This is a genomic window from Peribacillus glennii (assembly GCF_003429105.1).
In the GTDB taxonomy this organism is placed as follows: Bacteria; Bacillota; Bacilli; order Bacillales; family DSM-1321; genus Peribacillus; species Peribacillus glennii.
The window spans coordinates 456559-474874 of record NZ_QVTD01000003.1; the positions used below are offsets into that span (position 1 = coordinate 456559).

13 protein-coding genes are annotated in these 18316 nt (G+C 44.0%); 1 reads left to right on the top strand and 12 read right to left on the bottom strand.

The genetic code is table 11. The features are described 5' to 3' along the window. Positions 1 to 109: 109 nt before the first annotated feature. The 11 genes from D0466_RS03775 to D0466_RS03825 form a co-directional block, all read right to left on the bottom strand. A complete protein-coding gene (locus D0466_RS03775; protein WP_117321218.1) occupies positions 110 to 1873 on the bottom strand; it encodes a M28 family peptidase in 1764 nt (587 codons plus the stop codon). 183 nt (positions 1874 to 2056) lie between these two features. Next, on the bottom strand, positions 2057 to 4111 hold the full coding sequence (locus D0466_RS03780; RefSeq protein WP_117321219.1) for a sigma-54 interaction domain-containing protein: 2055 nt from the start codon (positions 4109 to 4111) through the stop codon (positions 2057 to 2059). A 127-nt stretch (positions 4112 to 4238) separates the two neighbouring features. After that, positions 4239 to 5348: a zinc-binding dehydrogenase gene (locus tag D0466_RS03785; RefSeq protein WP_117321220.1), complete on the bottom strand. Its 1110-nt coding sequence runs from the start codon at positions 5346 to 5348 to the stop codon at positions 4239 to 4241. 33 nt (positions 5349 to 5381) lie between these two features. Beyond that, positions 5382 to 6734 (bottom strand): amidase, encoded by a 1353-nt coding sequence (locus D0466_RS03790; RefSeq protein WP_233522579.1) that lies wholly within the window; start codon positions 6732 to 6734, stop codon positions 5382 to 5384. An 85-nt stretch (positions 6735 to 6819) separates the two neighbouring features. After that, the gene (locus tag D0466_RS03795) at positions 6820 to 8268 is read right to left on the bottom strand and encodes a sodium:solute symporter family protein (protein WP_117321222.1); all 1449 of its coding nucleotides are present in this window, start codon (positions 8266 to 8268) and stop codon (positions 6820 to 6822) included. 198 nt (positions 8269 to 8466) lie between these two features. Beyond that, the gene (locus tag D0466_RS03800; protein ID WP_117321223.1) at positions 8467 to 9711 is read right to left on the bottom strand and encodes a M20 family metallopeptidase; all 1245 of its coding nucleotides are present in this window, start codon (positions 9709 to 9711) and stop codon (positions 8467 to 8469) included. 258 nt (positions 9712 to 9969) lie between these two features. Beyond that, positions 9970 to 11397: a sodium:solute symporter family protein gene (locus D0466_RS03805; RefSeq protein ID WP_117321224.1), complete on the bottom strand. Its 1428-nt coding sequence runs from the start codon at positions 11395 to 11397 to the stop codon at positions 9970 to 9972. A 109-nt stretch (positions 11398 to 11506) separates the two neighbouring features. Beyond that, positions 11507 to 12190 (bottom strand): hypothetical protein, encoded by a 684-nt coding sequence (locus tag D0466_RS03810; protein ID WP_117321225.1) that lies wholly within the window; start codon positions 12188 to 12190, stop codon positions 11507 to 11509. A 125-nt stretch (positions 12191 to 12315) separates the two neighbouring features. Continuing rightward, entirely contained in the window at positions 12316 to 13515 is a 1200-nt protein-coding gene (locus tag D0466_RS03815) for an MFS transporter (RefSeq protein ID WP_117321226.1), read from the bottom strand. Positions 13516 to 13518: 3 nt separating this feature from the next. Continuing rightward, a complete protein-coding gene (locus tag D0466_RS03820) occupies positions 13519 to 14604 on the bottom strand; it encodes a mandelate racemase/muconate lactonizing enzyme family protein (protein ID WP_117321227.1) in 1086 nt (361 codons plus the stop codon). 108 nt (positions 14605 to 14712) lie between these two features. Next, entirely contained in the window at positions 14713 to 15495 is a 783-nt protein-coding gene (locus D0466_RS03825; protein WP_117321228.1) for an aspartate/glutamate racemase family protein, read from the bottom strand. A 129-nt stretch (positions 15496 to 15624) separates the two neighbouring features. Between D0466_RS03825 and D0466_RS03830 the strand changes: the two genes are divergently transcribed. Next, positions 15625 to 16848, top strand: a complete 1224-nt coding sequence (locus D0466_RS03830) for an MFS transporter (RefSeq protein ID WP_117321229.1) — start codon at positions 15625 to 15627, stop codon at positions 16846 to 16848. 49 nt (positions 16849 to 16897) lie between these two features. Here the strand turns inward: D0466_RS03830 and D0466_RS03835 are convergent, their stop codons facing one another. Beyond that, entirely contained in the window at positions 16898 to 18253 is a 1356-nt protein-coding gene (locus tag D0466_RS03835; RefSeq protein WP_407675600.1) for a M20/M25/M40 family metallo-hydrolase, read from the bottom strand. Between the last annotated feature and the right edge of the window lie 63 nt (positions 18254 to 18316).

The following is an 18316-nucleotide window of genomic DNA, read 5'->3' on the forward strand; positions in this document are numbered from 1 at the left end:
CCCTTTTCTTTCCGACTACTGAATTTGCTTATCCAAACTCAGGCTCTAAATAAATAATGCCAAAAACCAAGATGAGGAGTGTCAGCAAGATACTGACACTCCACGTCTATTAAACCAGTAATTCCCTTGCTTGCTGCAGCGCCCAAATGACACGGTTTTGGCCTCGAGTCAAGTGGGTCTTTAATACTTTATATTCATGGGATCCCTCTTTAACTGAACCGAAACCAACAGCTGGTGCAATATCCGGAAGCGCTGGAACGTTCAATGCAGAATCATGCCAGAACTTCCCTTTTTTCGTGAAATTGATAGGGACAAGGATCCTTGCCAGCTTTTCAATCACTTCATTTGTCTTTTTAACCTGTGAATCGGCAATTTCCAGCCCTTTTAGTTCTTCCGCTTTTTTATAGAAAGATAGTAAATCCTCACGCAGTGACGCTACTTCGTTCAATGCCGGTGTAAAATCAAAATGCGATCCAGCAGCTTCCTGGTAAGATTTAATCGTCTGGGCGAACTCTTCGGCGGTACGGACAAAATTGAATGGGTGAACCGATGTGTTTGCTGCACGAAGTACACCTGTCAAATAAACTTTAATATCCTTCACCAGGATGTCAAAATCTGCAACATGCATTAAATCTTCTTCTGTATGCCATTCGATGTTTGCCCCACAGCCTCCAACCGGATAATAGCCTTTTTCTTTTAAGATTTCTTCCGGAATACTTGAGGAAAGCATAAAGAATGACGTAATTCCGATATTATTAAATGAATAATCCCCTGCACGAAGAGGTCTTGATCCTTTAGAAGGCTGGTCAACAGCATCCTTGATAACATCGGTACAGAATTCATCAACCTCGCTCATCCACATCATGTACTCATAAGAAGTTGCCCAGCGGCATCCAGGTGAATCACAGTTAACGGAGGCAATGCAATTTTTCTCTAAATCCAGTCCAAACTGGTCAACAAACCATGTGGAACCAGCATATCTACCAGTTGAATGGCCAGTCCAAACCGCAATCCGTACACTCCTTTTTAACTTGTCACGATGCTTATACAAAATGCGGGCCATTTCCAGCAACGCCGCATCACCAGTGGCATTATCACCGATTCCTTCATGCCATGAATCTAAATGTCCATGTAAAAGCACATATTTCTCCGGTTCTTCTGTTCCTTCGATGAAGATGTCGATAATTGGGCAATTAAACCAGCCTTTTTCAAGGTATGTCTTAAATTCTAGCGTAATGGTTTCTTTTTCAGCTAATGTTTTAAGCTCATTTCCGTCTGGCTTATTAATAGCAAGTACAGGGATTTTTGGTTCATCATTTATATTGTCAAGGTCAGGCGCACCCCAAATGGTAGTAGAAATCCCTTCATGGATGTTGTTTCCAGGGCTGATAAAGATCATGGCATATGCACCCAGTTCGGCAAATTCCTGGACTTTTCCTGGCATAGGGTACCCTTCAGTCAGAATAATTTTCCCTTCCAGGTTTCCAATGTCCTCCGGAACCTTTGTGCCAAAGATATCATTGATTCCTTTTGCATAACCCGTTGATATGTATACTAGTTCGCCGCTTACGGCTTCATCCCCGGTAATAACCGAAAAGGACGGTGTCTTGACGCGAAATTCTTTTTCAAACGGTGCTGTTACTTTCAAATATGCGCTCTTTGGAACGCTCAAATATAATTCCGGTGTATGGACCTTATGCGGGACGCCCCACTCCTTTAAATAACTGGCTAAGAAATCAGCAGCGATTCTCTCATCTTCGCTTCCTGATTCCCGGATTAATGTGCTGAATCTATCCAGGACTGCTTTAGGCACCTCTGTATTAATTTCATCAAGCAAGATTTTCTCTACGGCATTATTCGTTGCAGTTGTCATTCTTTATTGCCCCTTTCACTTTATCGAAATGTTTCGATAATTATAGATGCAAGTTCCGTGCCAATTTGAAAAATCTTAAAAAATCACTTTGTCGGGAGTTTTTTTACCGCCACCCGTATAAATAGGTTCAATTTTGGGGTTTAATAGGTTGAAAAAGGTCACCCTGATGAGGGCGACCTTCAGTTACACTTGCAAAACAGATTCACTTTGTTCCAAACGTCTTTCCATCTCTGGAATCATTAGAATTCCTGTATGGGAAATCCTGCTTCCCTGCCCTTTCGTTCCGGAGTGAATCAATTCCAGATCCCTTAAAGTCTCCATTCTCCGCCTCACTTGCTGGTCACTTAGCTGCACGCCATTTTCCTTTGAGAACTCAACAATTTTTCCTCTTCCGATACTTTTTCGTTCATACTTTGCCTCAAGTAAACAAGAAAGGATGACATGAAAGTCCTGGAGATCCCCTTCTTTTAACAGTCGGGAAAAAAGATGATCGGATTTAGAATCGATCTTCTCGGTGATATTGAATTGTTCCGGCAGGTCATTGATGGTTACAATGTTATCTTCCATGACAGTGGTCATATACTGGACCACACTTTCCAACTCCCTGACATTGCCCGGCCAATCATAGCTCACCAGCCTCTCCATTACCTCATTTGAAATGATCGGGATTGTCGGGCATGCTTCCCTGATAAAGTGGGTCAATAATTCCGGGATATCCTCTCTTCTGTCCCTAAGTGAAGGTATCCTTAAAGGCAGAACAAACAAACGGTAGAACAGGTCTTCCCGAAAACTCCCTTCCTCAACAAGCTTTTTTAAATCCTTATTTGTCGCTGCGATTACACGTACCTCCACAGGGGTGATACTTGTTCCTCCCACCCTCATGACCTGTTTTTCCTGCAATACCCTGAGCAGAAGAGTCTGAAGGCTTTTAGAGGCATCCCCTATTTCATCCAGAAAGATCGTCCCGTTGTGGGCCAATTCAAAGAGTCCTTGTTTACCTCCCCTAATTGCCCCGGTGAAGGCGCCATCTTCATACCCGAATAGTTCACTTTCGGCTAAGGATTCAGGCAAACCGGCGATATTCACAGGGATAAATGGACCGTTTTTCCGTGATGAAAGCTGATGGATGGAATGAGCGAACAATTCCTTTCCTGTTCCGTTTTCCCCTAATATCAAAACCGTCCTGTCCGTTTTGGCGATTTTGCGCATAATATTCTCGATATCCATTATGCGTGAACTTTTCCCAATTATATTTTGTATGGAATATTTGGAGGAAAAACCCCTTTTCTGGATCGTTTTCCTTATTTCCTGTTCCAGCTGCTGAATTCTTGTTACATCCTGAAAAGCGGTCAATTCGCCGATGTTTTTCTGACCGTCGTTAATAGAACGCTTATTCATGATCAGTTTCCGGTCATTAAAAGATATAACGTGATTATTTGCATCCGCGGCCTTGCCGCTATTGCTGCCTATTGCAAACTTCGGGAATATTTCATGTAATTTTTTCCCGATGATCTCATCCACCGAAAAGGTAATTCCCAGAATTGATTTTGCGGCCTCATTAATTTGAATGATGTTCGACTCTGCATCGCTTGCAAGAATCCCGTCGTTAACCGTGTTAAATATTGCATCCAGCACATGGTTCAAATTATTGACTTCATTTAGCGATTGGGAAAGCTTCCGGCTTAATCGAATAATCTCTTGTATGTATTTGGCTGACTGGATATTGACCCGGTCAATGTTGATATTTAATTTTAGCGATATTTCGATCAAAGTGGAAAAATCCAAAGGACGCAGCCCGATATTTACGATCTTTTTAATCCCTTTTGGGACCATTTCAGTCGCTTCGGGTATAATTGCTACATCCACTTTCTTATAGCTTTTGATTCCGGGATAGTAAGGGTGGAAATTAAATTCAAACCCGAAGTTTTCCAGGATTTCGATGGTTTCAGAGGTCGACACGGCAAAGTTGTTTACGACAAGGCAGTCCGTTCCGGCAGGAAGTGAAATAAGTTCCTCAAGCCTTGCAATATTGATCGTTCTTCTTGCAATTAAAACTTTTTCAGTTGGAGGGTTCTGAAGAAGTTCTTTATGGGATAACAGAATTAAATCTACCCCTTCATAATTCTCACATTCATCAATCGATAGTACGGATACTTTTCCTTGAAAAAAATCTAAAAGTTGTTTTTTAAACATTTTATACGTCCGATAATCCTTGGTCAGTACTAATATACTAGACAACCTAATCCCCCCAAAATCCTGCTATATAGGGTATTTTAATGATAATTGATAATTGAGTCAATGCAGAAGATTCTAAAAAGTTGAAAGCAGCCGTTTTAAGATACGGCTGCTTTCGTCAATAACAGGTTTATTCACTTACTTTCATTACTATTTTTCCAAAATGCTTTCTTTCCTCAAGTTCATGCTGCGCTTCAGCAATTTCCTCCAGCGGGTAGACCTTATGGATGGATGGCTTCAATTTTCCCGACCAGATCAGGTTTGTCACCTGGAGAAAATCTTCCCAATTCCCCATGGGTGCCCCTAATATCTGCCGGTGACGCTGATAAATTTCCCTTATGCTCAGATCAGGGGAATCACCAGCGGTTGCTCCGGAAAGTACCAATTTCCCGCCCATTTCAAGGCAACGGAGGCTGTGGCGGATAGTCGGTGCACCAACAGCATCCATAACGACCCTGACCCCGTTTCCGTTCGTCCACTTCATTACCTCTTTTTCCCAATCACCGGTCGAATCAAACACTGCTGCTGCACCTTTTTCCAACACTTTTTGGCGTTTTTCTTGTGTGCTGGCAGTCCCTATCACTGTGGCGCCTGCCGCCGCCGCAATTTCAACCTGGGCTGTACCCAGGCCGCCCGAGGCTCCTACTACCAGCACAATATCTGACGGTTTAACCTGGGCAACAGTCATCACACCTCTCCAGGCAGTCGTATAAACTGCCGGAATGGCTGCGGCTGTTTCAGAAGCAATATGATCGGGAACCGGGATAATGTTTCTGGCCGGCGCGACTACATATTCTGCCAGGCCTCCCCAGAAATGCTCACCCAATATTTGATAGTCGGGGCACATGCTTGGTTCTCCGCGCCTGCAGAAACGACATTCATTGCAGCCGATTGCAGGATTGATCAGCACCCTATGCCCTTCTTCTATAGACACCTTTTGTCCTGGCAGCGGAGCTCCATAATAAGCAACCCTTCCTACAATATCTACTCCAGAAATATGCGGCAAAGTGATCTTTGGTACTCCAGGCCCTTTCAACCCTTGTCTTGCAAAGATATCCAGATGATTTAATGCCGTTGCTTCGACCTTAAGCAGCACCTCACCGGGACCGGGGACAGGAATCGCTATTTGTTCAAGCTTTAATGCTTCCAGGCCGCCATGTTCCCGGATGACGACAGCTTTCATAGTTTCCGGCTTCGTTTTCCCTTGGGGCATATTAATGATGGCTTGATTTTCGCTCATGAAATCTCCTCCTTCTGGACCGCCCTTATTGTTTTATAGAGGCGGCAGTTTGTAACCGCCTGTTGCTCGCTGGAATGCATCCGCGGTGCGATAGACCGTCTTTTCATCATGGTACCGGCCTATGATCTGCAGGCCTGCCGGCAGATTTTCTGACGGTGTATTGCCGGATGAAACGGAAAGTGCAGGATGCCCCGTGTAATTAAACGGAATCGTCCGCTGCGAAACATCAATATTGCCATTTTCAAAGGAAGGATCTTGTTCCGTTGCCGGATATGGCATTGTTGGACATACAAGGACATCAACCTGATTAAGCACCTGGTTTACAGCTTCTGTAAACTGTTTCTTAACTTCGAGTGCTTCAACATAGCTGACCGCCGTTACTTTATATCCCTCTTTTAAGTTCGCGTAGGTGGCAGAAGCATAATCGTTTTCCCTGTCGGCATACCATTCTTTATGATTCGCCGCCGCTTCCGCCAATACAATCGGCAGCGCGGATTGCTCTATCGTTTCTATGCCAGGTATATCAACTTCCAAAACTTCAGCCCCTAAATCCTTTAGCTTTTGAATGGCCGCAGCGGTTAAAGCATAAACCTCCGGATTGGAAATTGATTCGGTTAATGAACGGATGACACCCACCTTAATCCCTTGAATATTTCCTGAAAAAAGGGAATCGTAGTCAAAGCTAAGGGAAGAAATTTGCTCTAGTACGATGGCATTGTCCCGGACTGTTCTCGTAAGGGGACCGACATGGTCCAACGATTGGGATAATGGGAACAAACCCTGCCTGGATACTGTGTCATAGGTGGGTTTCATTCCAACAATGCCACAGAATGAAGCAGGAACACGAATAGACCCTCCTGTATCCGTTCCGATCGAGGCAAAACCGATGCCGGCCGCTACTGAAGCACCGGATCCTGTACTCGATCCCCCTGCTGTTCTATTCACATTCCATGGATTATTGCACTGGCCGTAATCGGGATGGATAGAACCGTAAGCAAATTCAAGCATATTGTTCTTGCCGATAATGACAGCGCCCGCTTCCTTTAATGCCTTATAAACAAACGCATCTTCAGCTGGCACATAATCCTTCAATATCCGGGAACCCATTGATGTGCGAATCCCCGTCGTCATAAAAATATCCTTAAGGGAAACCGGGATCCCGTACAGGCTGCCCGTTTGATCCCCTTTTACAAACGTTTCTTCCGCCTCCGCTGCCTGTGCTAAAGCCTGGTCTTCAAGAACCGTGACAAAAGCATTTAACTTTGGCTCCAATTCATGTAAACGTTCTAAAGTGGCTTTTGTAACCTCTACAGGAGATACTTCTTTTTCTCTGTAAAGCCGGCCTATTTCATCAATCGATTTAAACAGCAGCTGCTTCATTTCCATCGTTGTCAAGGTGATTCCTCCCTCAGCTGTTTTTTGTAACAATTTTGAATTCATCTATTATTCTAACATAATTGTTTCTGTTCTATTATCCTGCAATCTTACCTGATTTCGAGGATTTACTATCTTTAAAGAAAGGCTGCAAGGCTTCTTGTGAAACCGGTTTTGTTACTAAACTCACTAAAATCATCCCTAAAAGGCTCACAGGCATGCTGATATAAACTGCATCCAGGCCAAAGGGATTTCCTAATACCAGCCAAAGGATCGCACTTCCAATACCGCCCACCATGGAAACAATGGCACCTGCTGCTGTTGCCCGCTTCCAAAATAATCCGAGCAAAATCGGAATTGCGAAAGAGGAGCCGATCATTGCTGCTGCATTGATCCAGATTTGCTGAATTAACGGCACCGGATTCAAAGCGAACGGGATTGGCAGGATCCCCATGATCAATACGACAATTCTAGTAATTTTTAATTGCTGCTTTTCGCTTAAGTCTCTTTTCATTACTTGTTTCATAATGTCATGGGAAATTCCGCTTCCGAGCATCAGTAAAATCGCACTTACAGTTGACTGAATAGCTGCAAGGATCGCTGCAAGGAGCAGCCCGCCCAAAACCGGCGGCAAGAGATCAGTGGCTATCGTTGCACTGGCCAAGTCAGGGGATGCCAAGTCAGGGTATATTACCCTTGCACTTACTCCCAGCAAAGTGATCGAAACCGCAACAATTGCCTGGAATATAAATGAAACACCGACTGCACGTCTGATCGTTTTATTATCTTTGATGGAATAAAAGCGAATGGCAATGATCGGGTAACCAAGCATCATGATAAAGAATGATATGGTAATTGCCATTAAGGTCCCGGAAGGCATGCCGTTTGCGACAATATTGGGATCAATCGCAGCCAGTTTTTCGTTCATGGCGCTGAATCCACCCGCTTTGGAAATTGCAAAAGGTACTGCAATGGCAAATCCCACTGCGAATATGATCATTTGAAGCACATCCGTATAGGCAATGGCAAATAATCCACCCATGACGGTATAAGCGATAAATAATGCAGCAATAATCAATACAGCTGTGGATGTCGGAATATCAAAGACAACATTCAACAAATAAGAACCGCCGACCAGCTCGGCTACAATCGTCATCCCAAAACAAATAAGTAAAATGATAACAGAGATTACCCGTATCACATTGCTTTCATAGCGTGTCCCCAATAAATCGGGAATCGTTAGCGCCTTATTGGTATTAAAGAATGATTTCATTTTCGGGGCAATGTAGATAGCCATGACCACCCAAGAAGCCCAAATAGACAGCCAAATCCAAGCGTAATTGTACCCGACTTGATAATGGAACCCGACCGAACCTATCGCGGTACCTGCACTCATTTGGGTCGCGGCAAGAGTCATCCCTCCAACCCATACTCCCAATTTCCCGCCTGCAGCTAAAAAGTCCGTTTCGTTTTGTATTCGCGATTTCATATACCAGCCAATCATGATGACGGCAACCATATATAATAAAAGGACAGTAATAAGCATTATTCCTTATCCTCCTTTTTGTTGAGTATTTCTATGACAACAAAGTAGGCAATGATGAAGGCAGCCATTGTGACCCAGATCATCCAGTTGGAAATTGTCAATCCGTATAATTTATCCATTCTCTAGACCCCCGAAATTTATTTATATATTCTGAAAAAAGCTTGCGTGAAAATACCTGTTGTTTCCTTGTCTAATCTATCATTCGGTTACGAATTGATTTGCCCCGCAATAGTTTTTAGCCAGTATTGATAGTATTTTGGTCGTGCTGATTAAGTCCTCGATATCCATGAATTCATCATAGCTATGAATCCTATTGTCATTTGTGCCGGGCCCAAAATTAATGCCCGGAATTCCCGCCTGGATAAACCAGCGTGTGTCGGACTGCCCCAGCATCCCGACTACAGGGAGAGTTGTACCGGTAACTTCTTTAACTGCCGTTTGCAGTTCTTCGATTAACGGCGAATTCTCTTCCGTTACCGTTGGGTTTGTTTGAAAGTCCGGAACCCTTTCAATTTCAATGTTCATTTCCGGATCATCCCGCTGAAGCTGGTGGATCATGGAAGAGACCCTGTTATAAATGCTTTCCAAGGAGTGCTCGGGGATTACCCGGAAGTCTACTTCAACCTCACAACCGTCGGGGACTACATTAACCTTGGTTCCACCACTAATGACCCCAACATTTACTGTCGTAAATTTCATGCCATTAATCTCCGATGGCTCATTTTCCAGCTGCTTTTGAAGCTCCGCCAATCCCTGGACAACCTTGGCCATCTTCTCGATTGCATTATTTCCTTTCCACTTAAATGCTGCATGGGCAGGAGTCCCGTTTGATCTGATTCTTAGCTGCAGAACGCCAGCCATTGCACGGACGATATGGTTGCTGTACCCTTCAACGACAACCATGTCCCCTGATACCAGTTTTTGATTTGTAACATATCCGGCTCCAAGTACGCCCCCTGTTTCTTCATCACATGTAGCCGCAATGATGATGTCCCCTTTAAAAGGAATGCCTGATCTCTTTAAAGCAACGGCAGCCATAACATAGGAAGCCAGGCGTCCTTTGGAATCTGTTGCCCCTCTGCCATAGACCTTCCCGTCTGCAATCGCTCCGGAAAATGGAGGATATGTCCATTTATCAGGATCACCGATAGGCACCGTATCGATATGGGAATTAAAAATGAGATTTTTGCCTCCGCCTGCCCCTTTCATCACTGCTATGACGTTCTTACGCGGCGTTAGTAGATTTGCCTTTTGCCTTTCTTCTTCCGGAACGTCAATGACCTGCACGTCAAATCCAAATCTATCAAGCTCTTTTTCAAGAAATTTACAGATCTCATCGTAATTGCCTGGTGGGTTTTCACTGGGGATTTGGACTAGCTTTTGTAAAAACGATACGATTTCTTCACTCATCGAATCTACTATTTTTTCAATTGACGCTTGCACATTATGCACTCCTTTCTTGTACCCTTTTATATAATGCAAGTTTCATGCCAACTAAGTTAGCATCCATCATTTTTTATGAAATTGTTATTTTTCGACAAAAAACTCAGAATGCCATTATCATGTTATCCTAACCCGTCAATTATTTAGGTTATTTTAGGGATAAATTCAGACCCTAATATTTAAAAAACAAACCTAAATTATTCTTTTCCAAAAAGAAAGAGGAAGCTTAGCTCCCAGCTCCCCCCTTCTCTAAAATATTCACTTCACATCATTGAAGAACGGCTGAAGTGATTCTTTTGGAACAGGCTTTGAAAGCAGGCTGACAATAATGTATGATACAAAGCTAACGATAACTCCCGGAATCACCTCATTCAATCCCAATGGATTTCCGCCAAGGTACCAGAACAGTGCGGTAAAGAAACCGGCAACCATTGAAACAATGGCTCCTGCTGCCGTACCCCTTTTCCAGTTCAAGCCAAGGATGACAGTTGCAAAGAAGAAGCTTGCTGTCAACGACGCCTGGAGCACTACGATAAATTGTACAATATCCAACTGCCTTAATGCCAGGAAAATCGGGATGATCCCAAGGACGAGTACGGCAATCCGGTTTACCCTCATTTTATCGGAATCGCTGGCATTGGGCTTGATCATTGTTGCATAGAAATCATGGGAGAACGCCGAGGCGGAAACCATCATAATCCCTGAAACTGTACTCATGATTGCCGAAAGAATGGCCAGGATAATGAGCGATCCTACAATTGGCGGAAGGATGTTAATGGCCATAATGGTCGATGCAATGTCCGGTGTCGGCATGTATGGATAAAGAGTGCGGATTGCCATGCCGGCAGCTGCAACAGAAATGCCTACTACAGCTTGAAAGATAAAGGAAACCCCGATTGCTAATTTGACAGTTTTCCGGTCTCTCAACGTATACATCCTCGCCAATTCATAAGGAGCGGCAGCTATGGAGAACCCAAATGCAGCCGCAAAGCCAAGCAGTTCCTTCACTCCAAAATGCCAGCTTAGCATATTAGGGCTGAATTCAGCTAAAAAATCACCGACAAACTGAGATCCACCGGCTTGAGTGAACAGCAGCGGCAATGTGGCGAAGAAACACCCTGCCATGATAATCGCTTGAACGAAATCACTATAGGCTGTAGCCCTCATTCCCCCAATCGTCGTGTAAAGCAAGGTAATGCCAACAGTTATGATCGCTCCCCAGATGAATGGGATGCCAAACAGGGTTTGGAAGATGTTTCCTCCAGCCTGGTACTGCGCCGTTAAATAAACTGTATAAGCAACCAAAATCAATAAAGCGGATATTCCACGTGCTGTTTTGCTGTTGTACCTTGTTCCTACATAATCTGGAACAGTCAAGCCTTTAAAAGCCTGGAACTTAGGACCGACAAGCGTGGCTGCGATCAGCCAGCCAAACCATAGGCCTGCCCAAATCCAGAGGAAGCTTCCCCCCGTTAAATAATGGATACCTAATGTCCCGACAAAGGTCCCTGCACTCAATTGTGTTGCTGCAAATGCCGCCCCGCCTACTAAAGGGCCAATGGACCTTCCCGCTACCAAAAAATCCTCCGTCCCCTTGTTTTTTGTTCCCGACCAAATTCCGATACCAAGTATGACGGCAAAATATAAAACCAATACGACATAAAACGTTGTACTCACTTCAAACATAAATACGCCCCCTCCCTTATTCTACTCTTCGCTTTTAATGGCCCAAATGAAATATCCTGCTATCCAGATAACTGTATAAATGACAAATGATGTAAATGGAGTGCCGAGATTAAACATTTACAGCTTCACCTGCCTTGCTTTTTCTTTCACTGATCAGCCATGCCGCGATAATTCCAAGGATTACAGCCAAGCCTAAAAATGTATACAAATTGGATCTTGTAAATAGCCCTGCAGGCGAAGAACCGGTCTCAAGTCCGACATAACTCGGGATGTTCATCATATGTTCCTTCAGTGTCCCGGTATCCCCGGAATCAATGATAGGGAAGGATTCATGCAGATATTTGCCCTCAGGAAGATTTACTGTTAATGAAACGACATTCCCATTTCCAGCTGAATTGACTGCCGGGATAACGAAAGGTATTTTTTCGGCTTCAGCATTCGGGTTTTTGTACGATATCTTATAAGTGAAATTACCTTTTATTCCATCCGGAAGGGACACGGTGACTTTATCAACCGATTTTCCTTCTTTTCTTTCATACTGAAGCTCTTGCCCGTTTGACTCGAACACCAAATTTTCTGCCTGTCCACCGTCAATTTTTGAAACAGTGTGCAGAAGCGCTCCCTTTTGGATTGCCTCCGCGTTGGCAATCGTGATTTCTTCAGATACATTCACTCCATTATCATACGCGACTTTGAGCTTGCCGCTGTCCAAGATCGGTTTTGCTTCTTCCGCAGATGCAGTACCGACGACTAGGAGCATAACGGCAGCCAAAAGCATCAATACTCTTTTCATATCCATTTTCCCCCTTAATATATTTCTGACCTTTTCAAGTTCTATTTTTTGGACATAGAATGCGAGAAAAGTATTGGATAATTACCAGAAGTTAGAATAATCGCACAATTTTATAAAAAAAAAATTTATATTGTGATTTTGTTAGCCGTTTTAGATGAATGGTGATTTTCAAGCTCGCCAAAACAACATAAAGTCCGGATCAGGAATGCGATAAAACATACCAGCCATATCATCTGGAAATTGCCAAACGTATCAAAAAGCAGTCCGTAAACATAGCCCGAAAGGGCTGATGCCACCTGGCCGACTGTGTTCATAATACTAATGACCGAACCGGCGATATTGACATTCACAATTTCTGTAGCAAGTGCCAGCATTGGAGCAATTGACCAGGATAGTCCTGTTCCAATCAGGATGGCGACAAAATAAATCCATGCATTCCCCAGGAGCAACAGCCACAGTGCGCTGACCGCCATAATGAGGGAACCAATGATGATCATTAATTTCCTTTGTCCCAGGAAATCAGAGAGCTTCCCAGAAATCGGGGCTGCGACAATTTGAGCCGCCATGATGACCGCCATGATCAAACCGGTCTCTTGTTTGGTATATCCCAATTCTGATTCCATATAGGTGGGTGTCCATGCCAGAAATCCGTATAGCCCGAATAATCCAAAAAAGGCGATGGCCAACAAACGCAGGATTTTTTTGTTTTTTAACAAAGACATAATGCCGCCTGGCTGGGATTCCTTGACCTCTTTTCCGTTTTGAGCGATTTCTTCCTTTGGAACCTTTGGAAACATCAGCAGCACAGGAAGCAAAAGAATGGAAAGAAACAAAAATAAGACTTGCCACTCGACAAAGGCTGAGAGGATCGGAAAAACTGTTAAGGATAATAACATTCCCATTCCCGCTGCACCCTCTAAAATCCCGATGCTGATCCCGCGTTTTTCTTTAGGCGTAAAGACGGATATCAGCTTTATTGCAGGAGAGAAAATCATGGCGGCAGAAGCACCCATTATAAACCTCAAAACCAGCGCCAGAAAAAACGTATGGATCAAAGCAAATAGAATTGCCGAGACCATCATCGACATTATGCCAATCATCATCAATCGTCTCGGAGAATAACGGTCTGCCATGGTTCCTGCTGGAATCTGGAAAATGGCATACCCAAGCAAAAATGATGATACGAGTCCTCCCGCCTCTGCAAATCCTACGTGGTACACTGCCTTTAAATCCACCAGGAAGGGAACCACTTCCATACGGTGTGAAAATGCGAGAAGGTGAATTGTGCTGATAAATGCGACGATGAACCATTGCTGGCGATTCACAATTTATGCCTCTGTTAGCCCATCAAAAATATCTTCTACCCCGAACCCTATTCCATTCGGGATATCCATCTCTCCTTTAACATCCATTTTGCCGAATGGATCCTCCTTTAGATAATACGGACCGACCATTTCCTGGGAATGGCTTCCCGGCAATATCGTGGAAAGATGAAGGCTTGCGTAGGTTCCAAGCAAGGTGTCAAACGGACTGATTAACACACATTGCAGTCCTGCTGCTTCACAAAACTGGGCAATTTGTACAGCCGGAGAGATTCCCCCGCATTTAATGAGCTTAATTCCAACAAGATCTATAGCTTCGCTTTTGGCCAGCCGATAAACATCATTCAGCGTATGGGCACTTTCATCGGCCATGATCGGGATTGAAGACACCTGCCTCACTTGCCTCAGGCCATCCACATCCCAGCCTGGTACAGGCTGTTCAATATAATCAATATCATTCGGGCTGATTTCCTTGATCACCTGGAGGGCCGTCTTCACATCATAACCCTGATTGGCATCAATTCTCAGGTGTACATCCGGTCCAACAGCCTGGCGAATCCGCTGTATTGCTTCAATATCTTTCCGGTAGTCGCTGCCAATCTTAATTTTGATGGTATCAAAACCGCGTACTGCCATTTCCTTAGCCAAACCCGCCATATCATCCGGAGATTCATCTCCCAATACATAGGCAACCTTGACTGGCCGCTTCCTTTCTCCTCCTAATAATTCGTATACCGGAGCATTTAATCTTTTTCCTTGAATATCCCATAATGCCATATCAATCGCCGACTTTGCTCCGGTTGCATGACCCAGGACGGTTCCCATCGAATGATGGATATCCCTTAATGCATAAACGGGTTTTCCAATAATGGCAGGTGCCAGGTTATTTTCGACCAGCACTTTCATTGTTTCAGCCGTTTCCCCAGTAAAGAATGGCAATTCGGAGGCTTCACCAAGACCTGTAAGGCCTGTGTCAGTTGTAATCCGGACGATTAAATGCGATTGGTATGGAGGCATTTCCCCATATGTCGTATTAACACTTACATTGAAAGCGGTGCGAATTGTTTTAGCTTCGATTTTTGCAATTTTCATGTTGACTCCCCCCTTTTGATCAACTTTGGTTATTTAGGGTTTTATAGGGTTAAGATATCCGCCTATAAAACCCTTTAAAATGGTGGAATGAGGGTAAACCATTGCCCTCTATTTCACACTTTTATCCTTTTTCACCAGTAAACCTTTGGAAGAGCTTACAGACCCTGATAAAATCTTTGGCGGTGTAAGGTAGGCCCGCTTGGAATGTGACACCCCGGCCCCTGCCAATGCTTCCGCCATTTTTAATGCCATTCTGCCCGGGTTGATGACCGGTACACCCAGTTCTTTTGACATTTCTTCGGCTACATTCAGGAAGCCCATGGACATGCAGCCTAAAACAAGCGTATCAGCACGGTCCTCCTCGATTGCTTTCTTCCCTTCTTCGACAAGCTTTTCGATTGTTTTCGCCCGGTCATTAGCTAGTTCTAAAACAGGCGTTTCGATAGCACGGACGGATGCCAGCTTTTTGCCTACACCTGCCTTCTCCACTAAATGGTGAAGAGGGTTGACAATGCTGTTTGTAACCGTAATGATGGAGAACCGGTATCCGCTCATTGCTGCCGCCATGACACCCGCTTCACCAGGGCCTACTACGACCATTTTCTCAGTGACTTCCCTGATTGCATCGAGCCCGGGATCCCCATAACATCCTAAAATTGCGGCATCATATCCCTTTTTTTCCATTTCCAACATAAGATCCACCGTATTTGGTATACTTAGGTATTCTTCATATAAGGATTCGATTGATGCCGGGCCTTCATCCACATCCACGATATCAACATGGGTACCAGGTGCAGCGTAGGAGCGCAGGATTTCCAATCTCCTCTCCATCTCTGCCCGGCCTTCGTCTGTACGGCTGATTGGTCCTGGAAGTACATAAACAATTTTCATAAACATTCCCCCTTTTCTTTATTCATTAGAAACATGCAACTTTCATGCCAAGTTGCAAGCCGCCATACAGTTTGGCATAAAAATTGCATTTTAAATAAAAGTGAAAAATCATAAAAGGTTGTGAACAGCATGAACCAAGGACAAAATGATTATATTAAAGAACGGACCCCCGAGTTTTGGAAGGCAACAATCTCGCTCAGCTTCGGTTCGTTCCTCGTTTTTTCGAATCTTCACTTCACCCAGCCATTGCTGCCCTTAATTTCCAAGGAATTCACGGTATCACCCGCCATGGCAAGTTTAACGGTATCACTTGTTACCTTGTCGTTAAGTATCTTTCTATTAATAGCCGGACCATTGTCTGACCATGTTGGAAGAAAAAACATGATGACCTGGGGGCTTTTATTATCTTCCGTGTTTTCCATCCTGATGTTTTTTGTCACAGATTTCCGGCTCCTTCTCTTTTTAAGAACGATGCAGGGCCTTGCCCTCGCTTGCTTGCCGGCAATCGCTTATGCATATATCGCAGAGGAATTTGATAAAAAAGCCATTGGAGTCGCCATCGGGCTATACATAAGCGGAAATACGATCGGGGGCATGGGCGGCAGGATTCTTGGAGGTTTCACTTCGGATTTATGGGGATGGCGTTCCGCATTTTTAACGATGGGGATCATTGGAATGTTATGCTTGTTATTCTTTGCCTTCTCGCTCCCGAAATCCCGGCATTTTGCCGCCAGTTCACTACAGCTTAAAGAAGTGTACGGGCATTTGAGCGGCCATCTGAAAAACAGGGACCTGAGAGATGCTTATTTTCTTGCTGGCATTATCTTTTTTATTTTTATGGGCTTGTTCAATTATTTGGCCTATCATCTGCACGGGGCACCGTATCATTTATCTTCAAGCGTAATCGGCCTTTTATTTCTTTCCTACTTTGCTGGAACCTTTAGCTCGACGCTATCAGGTAAATTAGATTCGGTAATGGATATCCCCAGCCGGATATTCACAGGTCTTCTTACCATGGCTGCCGGTATTTTGCTGACGCTTTGCAAACCGCTGTTTCTAATCCTGATCGGGCTTGTTATCATTTGTTTTGGATTTTTCTTCGTACATGCAGCCACAACAAACTGGGTAAGCGTTCATGCAAAAGAAGCAAAAGGAAGTGCCTCATCGCTTTATTTATTCTTCTACTATGCCGGGGGAAGCATCGGCAGTTTTCTTTTAGGGTTTGTTTGGGAGCACTTTGGCTGGTACACAATTAACGGTATTTGTGTTTTCTTGCTCCTGGTGGGCCTAAAAATCAATTACAATATGCAAACAGCACGAAAAAAAGAAAAACATAAGGCATTCCACATTTAATAAGAGGAAAGAGGGCCAAGGCTCTCTTTCCTTTTTAATGCCTGTTTCCTTATCTGTCTCTGCCTAATTCGATCAGCACCTGGCAGCTTGCCTTTATTCCATTGATAAAACAATCCACATCCATATTTTCATTAGGAGAGTGATTATTTTCATCCGCATTTGCATAAGGGACCAAAACAGAAGGCAGTCCCAGTAATTTAGTAAACACATAATCAGGTAAGGTGGCTCCTATGGCCGGCATGACAATCGGCTCCTTTTCATAAGACTTTCCGATTGCCCGGATGATCGTTTGGACGATTTTGAGTTGAGCGGGTGTTCTGGATGGTTCCACCTTTCCAAGGCATTTGATTTTCACATTTGGTGAATGGTTCATTACATGATTTTCAATTTTTTCATAGATATGATCAGGGTTTTGGTCGACAACCAGGCGAATATCCAATTTGGCCTTAGCCTTGGCAGGGATGATCGTTTTTGCCCCTTCACCCGCATAACCGCTCGTAAAGCCGCTGATATTGAAGGTGGGTTCCAACGAAAGTTTCCGGTAATATTCTTCGCCATCCATTTCAAGCAATGGCAATCCAATCACTTCAGCAGCTTTTTTTGATTCGAATGGAAGCTTCTTTAAAAGGTCAATCTCAAACTCTGTCGGTTCTCTAATATCATTATAGAAGCCATCAATTAAGACATTGCCGTTATCAGTGCGCATGGACTCCAGCAGATGAATCAAATCCCACGCAGGGTTGGGAGTGATTCCTCCTTTATTCCCGGAATGGTTGTCACGTTTCGCCCCTTCCGCTTCTAACTCGATATATAACATCCCGCGACACCCTAACATCACCATAGGGGTACCATCGTGATGCAACGGTCCGTCCGACGTATAAACCACATCTGCCTCGAGTAAATCCTTATGGCTTTCGACGAATGGGGCAAAGCTTTCGCTAAGGCTTTCTTCTTCCCCATCAAACACCATTTTTACGTTGACAGGCAGTTCCCCGTAAGCTTCTAAAAGTGCCTTGACTGCAGAAACATGCGCCATTAACTGTCCTTTATTGTCACCGGCACCCCTGGCAAAAATTTTCCCGTCCCTGATTTGCGGTTCAAACGGCGGGCTTATCCATTCCTCAATTGGGTCAGCAGGCTGAACGTCATAATGGCCATAAATCAAAACCGTAACATCATTCTTGGGGGAAATGACTTCTCCATATATGATTGGATGGCCTGGTGTTTCAAACACCTTCGTTTCGATACCGGCTGCCTTCATTAATCCCGTCAATACCTCCACACATTCACTGATCCCGATATTTTGCGCACTGATGCTGGGTTGCTTTAATAGCCGGAAAAGGTCTTCAAGAAATATCTCTTTCTTATTCTCTATCACGTCATGAACTACTTTGATATCCAACACGTTCACCTCTTTATTTTTTTTTGATTTACCTTGCAATTTTTGTACCAGTTCTTTAGAAATATA

Excerpts from the sequence above, each read along its gene's own strand:
- D0466_RS03775 (WP_117321218.1), bottom strand. The coding sequence starts at position 1,873 with ATGACAACTGCAACGAATAATGCCGTAGAGAAAATCTTGCTTGATGAA.
- D0466_RS03830 (WP_117321229.1), top strand. The coding sequence starts at position 15,625 with ATGAACCAAGGACAAAATGATTATATTAAAGAACGGACCCCCGAGTTT.
- D0466_RS03820 (WP_117321227.1), bottom strand. The coding sequence starts at position 14,604 with ATGAAAATTGCAAAAATCGAAGCTAAAACAATTCGCACCGCTTTCAAT.
- D0466_RS03785 (WP_117321220.1), bottom strand. The coding sequence starts at position 5,348 with ATGAGCGAAAATCAAGCCATCATTAATATGCCCCAAGGGAAAACGAAG.
- D0466_RS03805 (WP_117321224.1), bottom strand. The coding sequence starts at position 11,397 with ATGTTTGAAGTGAGTACAACGTTTTATGTCGTATTGGTTTTATATTTT.
- D0466_RS03810 (WP_117321225.1), bottom strand. The coding sequence starts at position 12,190 with ATGAAAAGAGTATTGATGCTTTTGGCTGCCGTTATGCTCCTAGTCGTC.
- D0466_RS03790 (WP_233522579.1), bottom strand. The coding sequence starts at position 6,734 with ATGGAAATGAAGCAGCTGCTGTTTAAATCGATTGATGAAATAGGCCGG.
- D0466_RS03795 (WP_117321222.1), bottom strand. The coding sequence starts at position 8,268 with ATGCTTATTACTGTCCTTTTATTATATATGGTTGCCGTCATCATGATT.
- D0466_RS03825 (WP_117321228.1), bottom strand. The coding sequence starts at position 15,495 with ATGAAAATTGTTTATGTACTTCCAGGACCAATCAGCCGTACAGACGAA.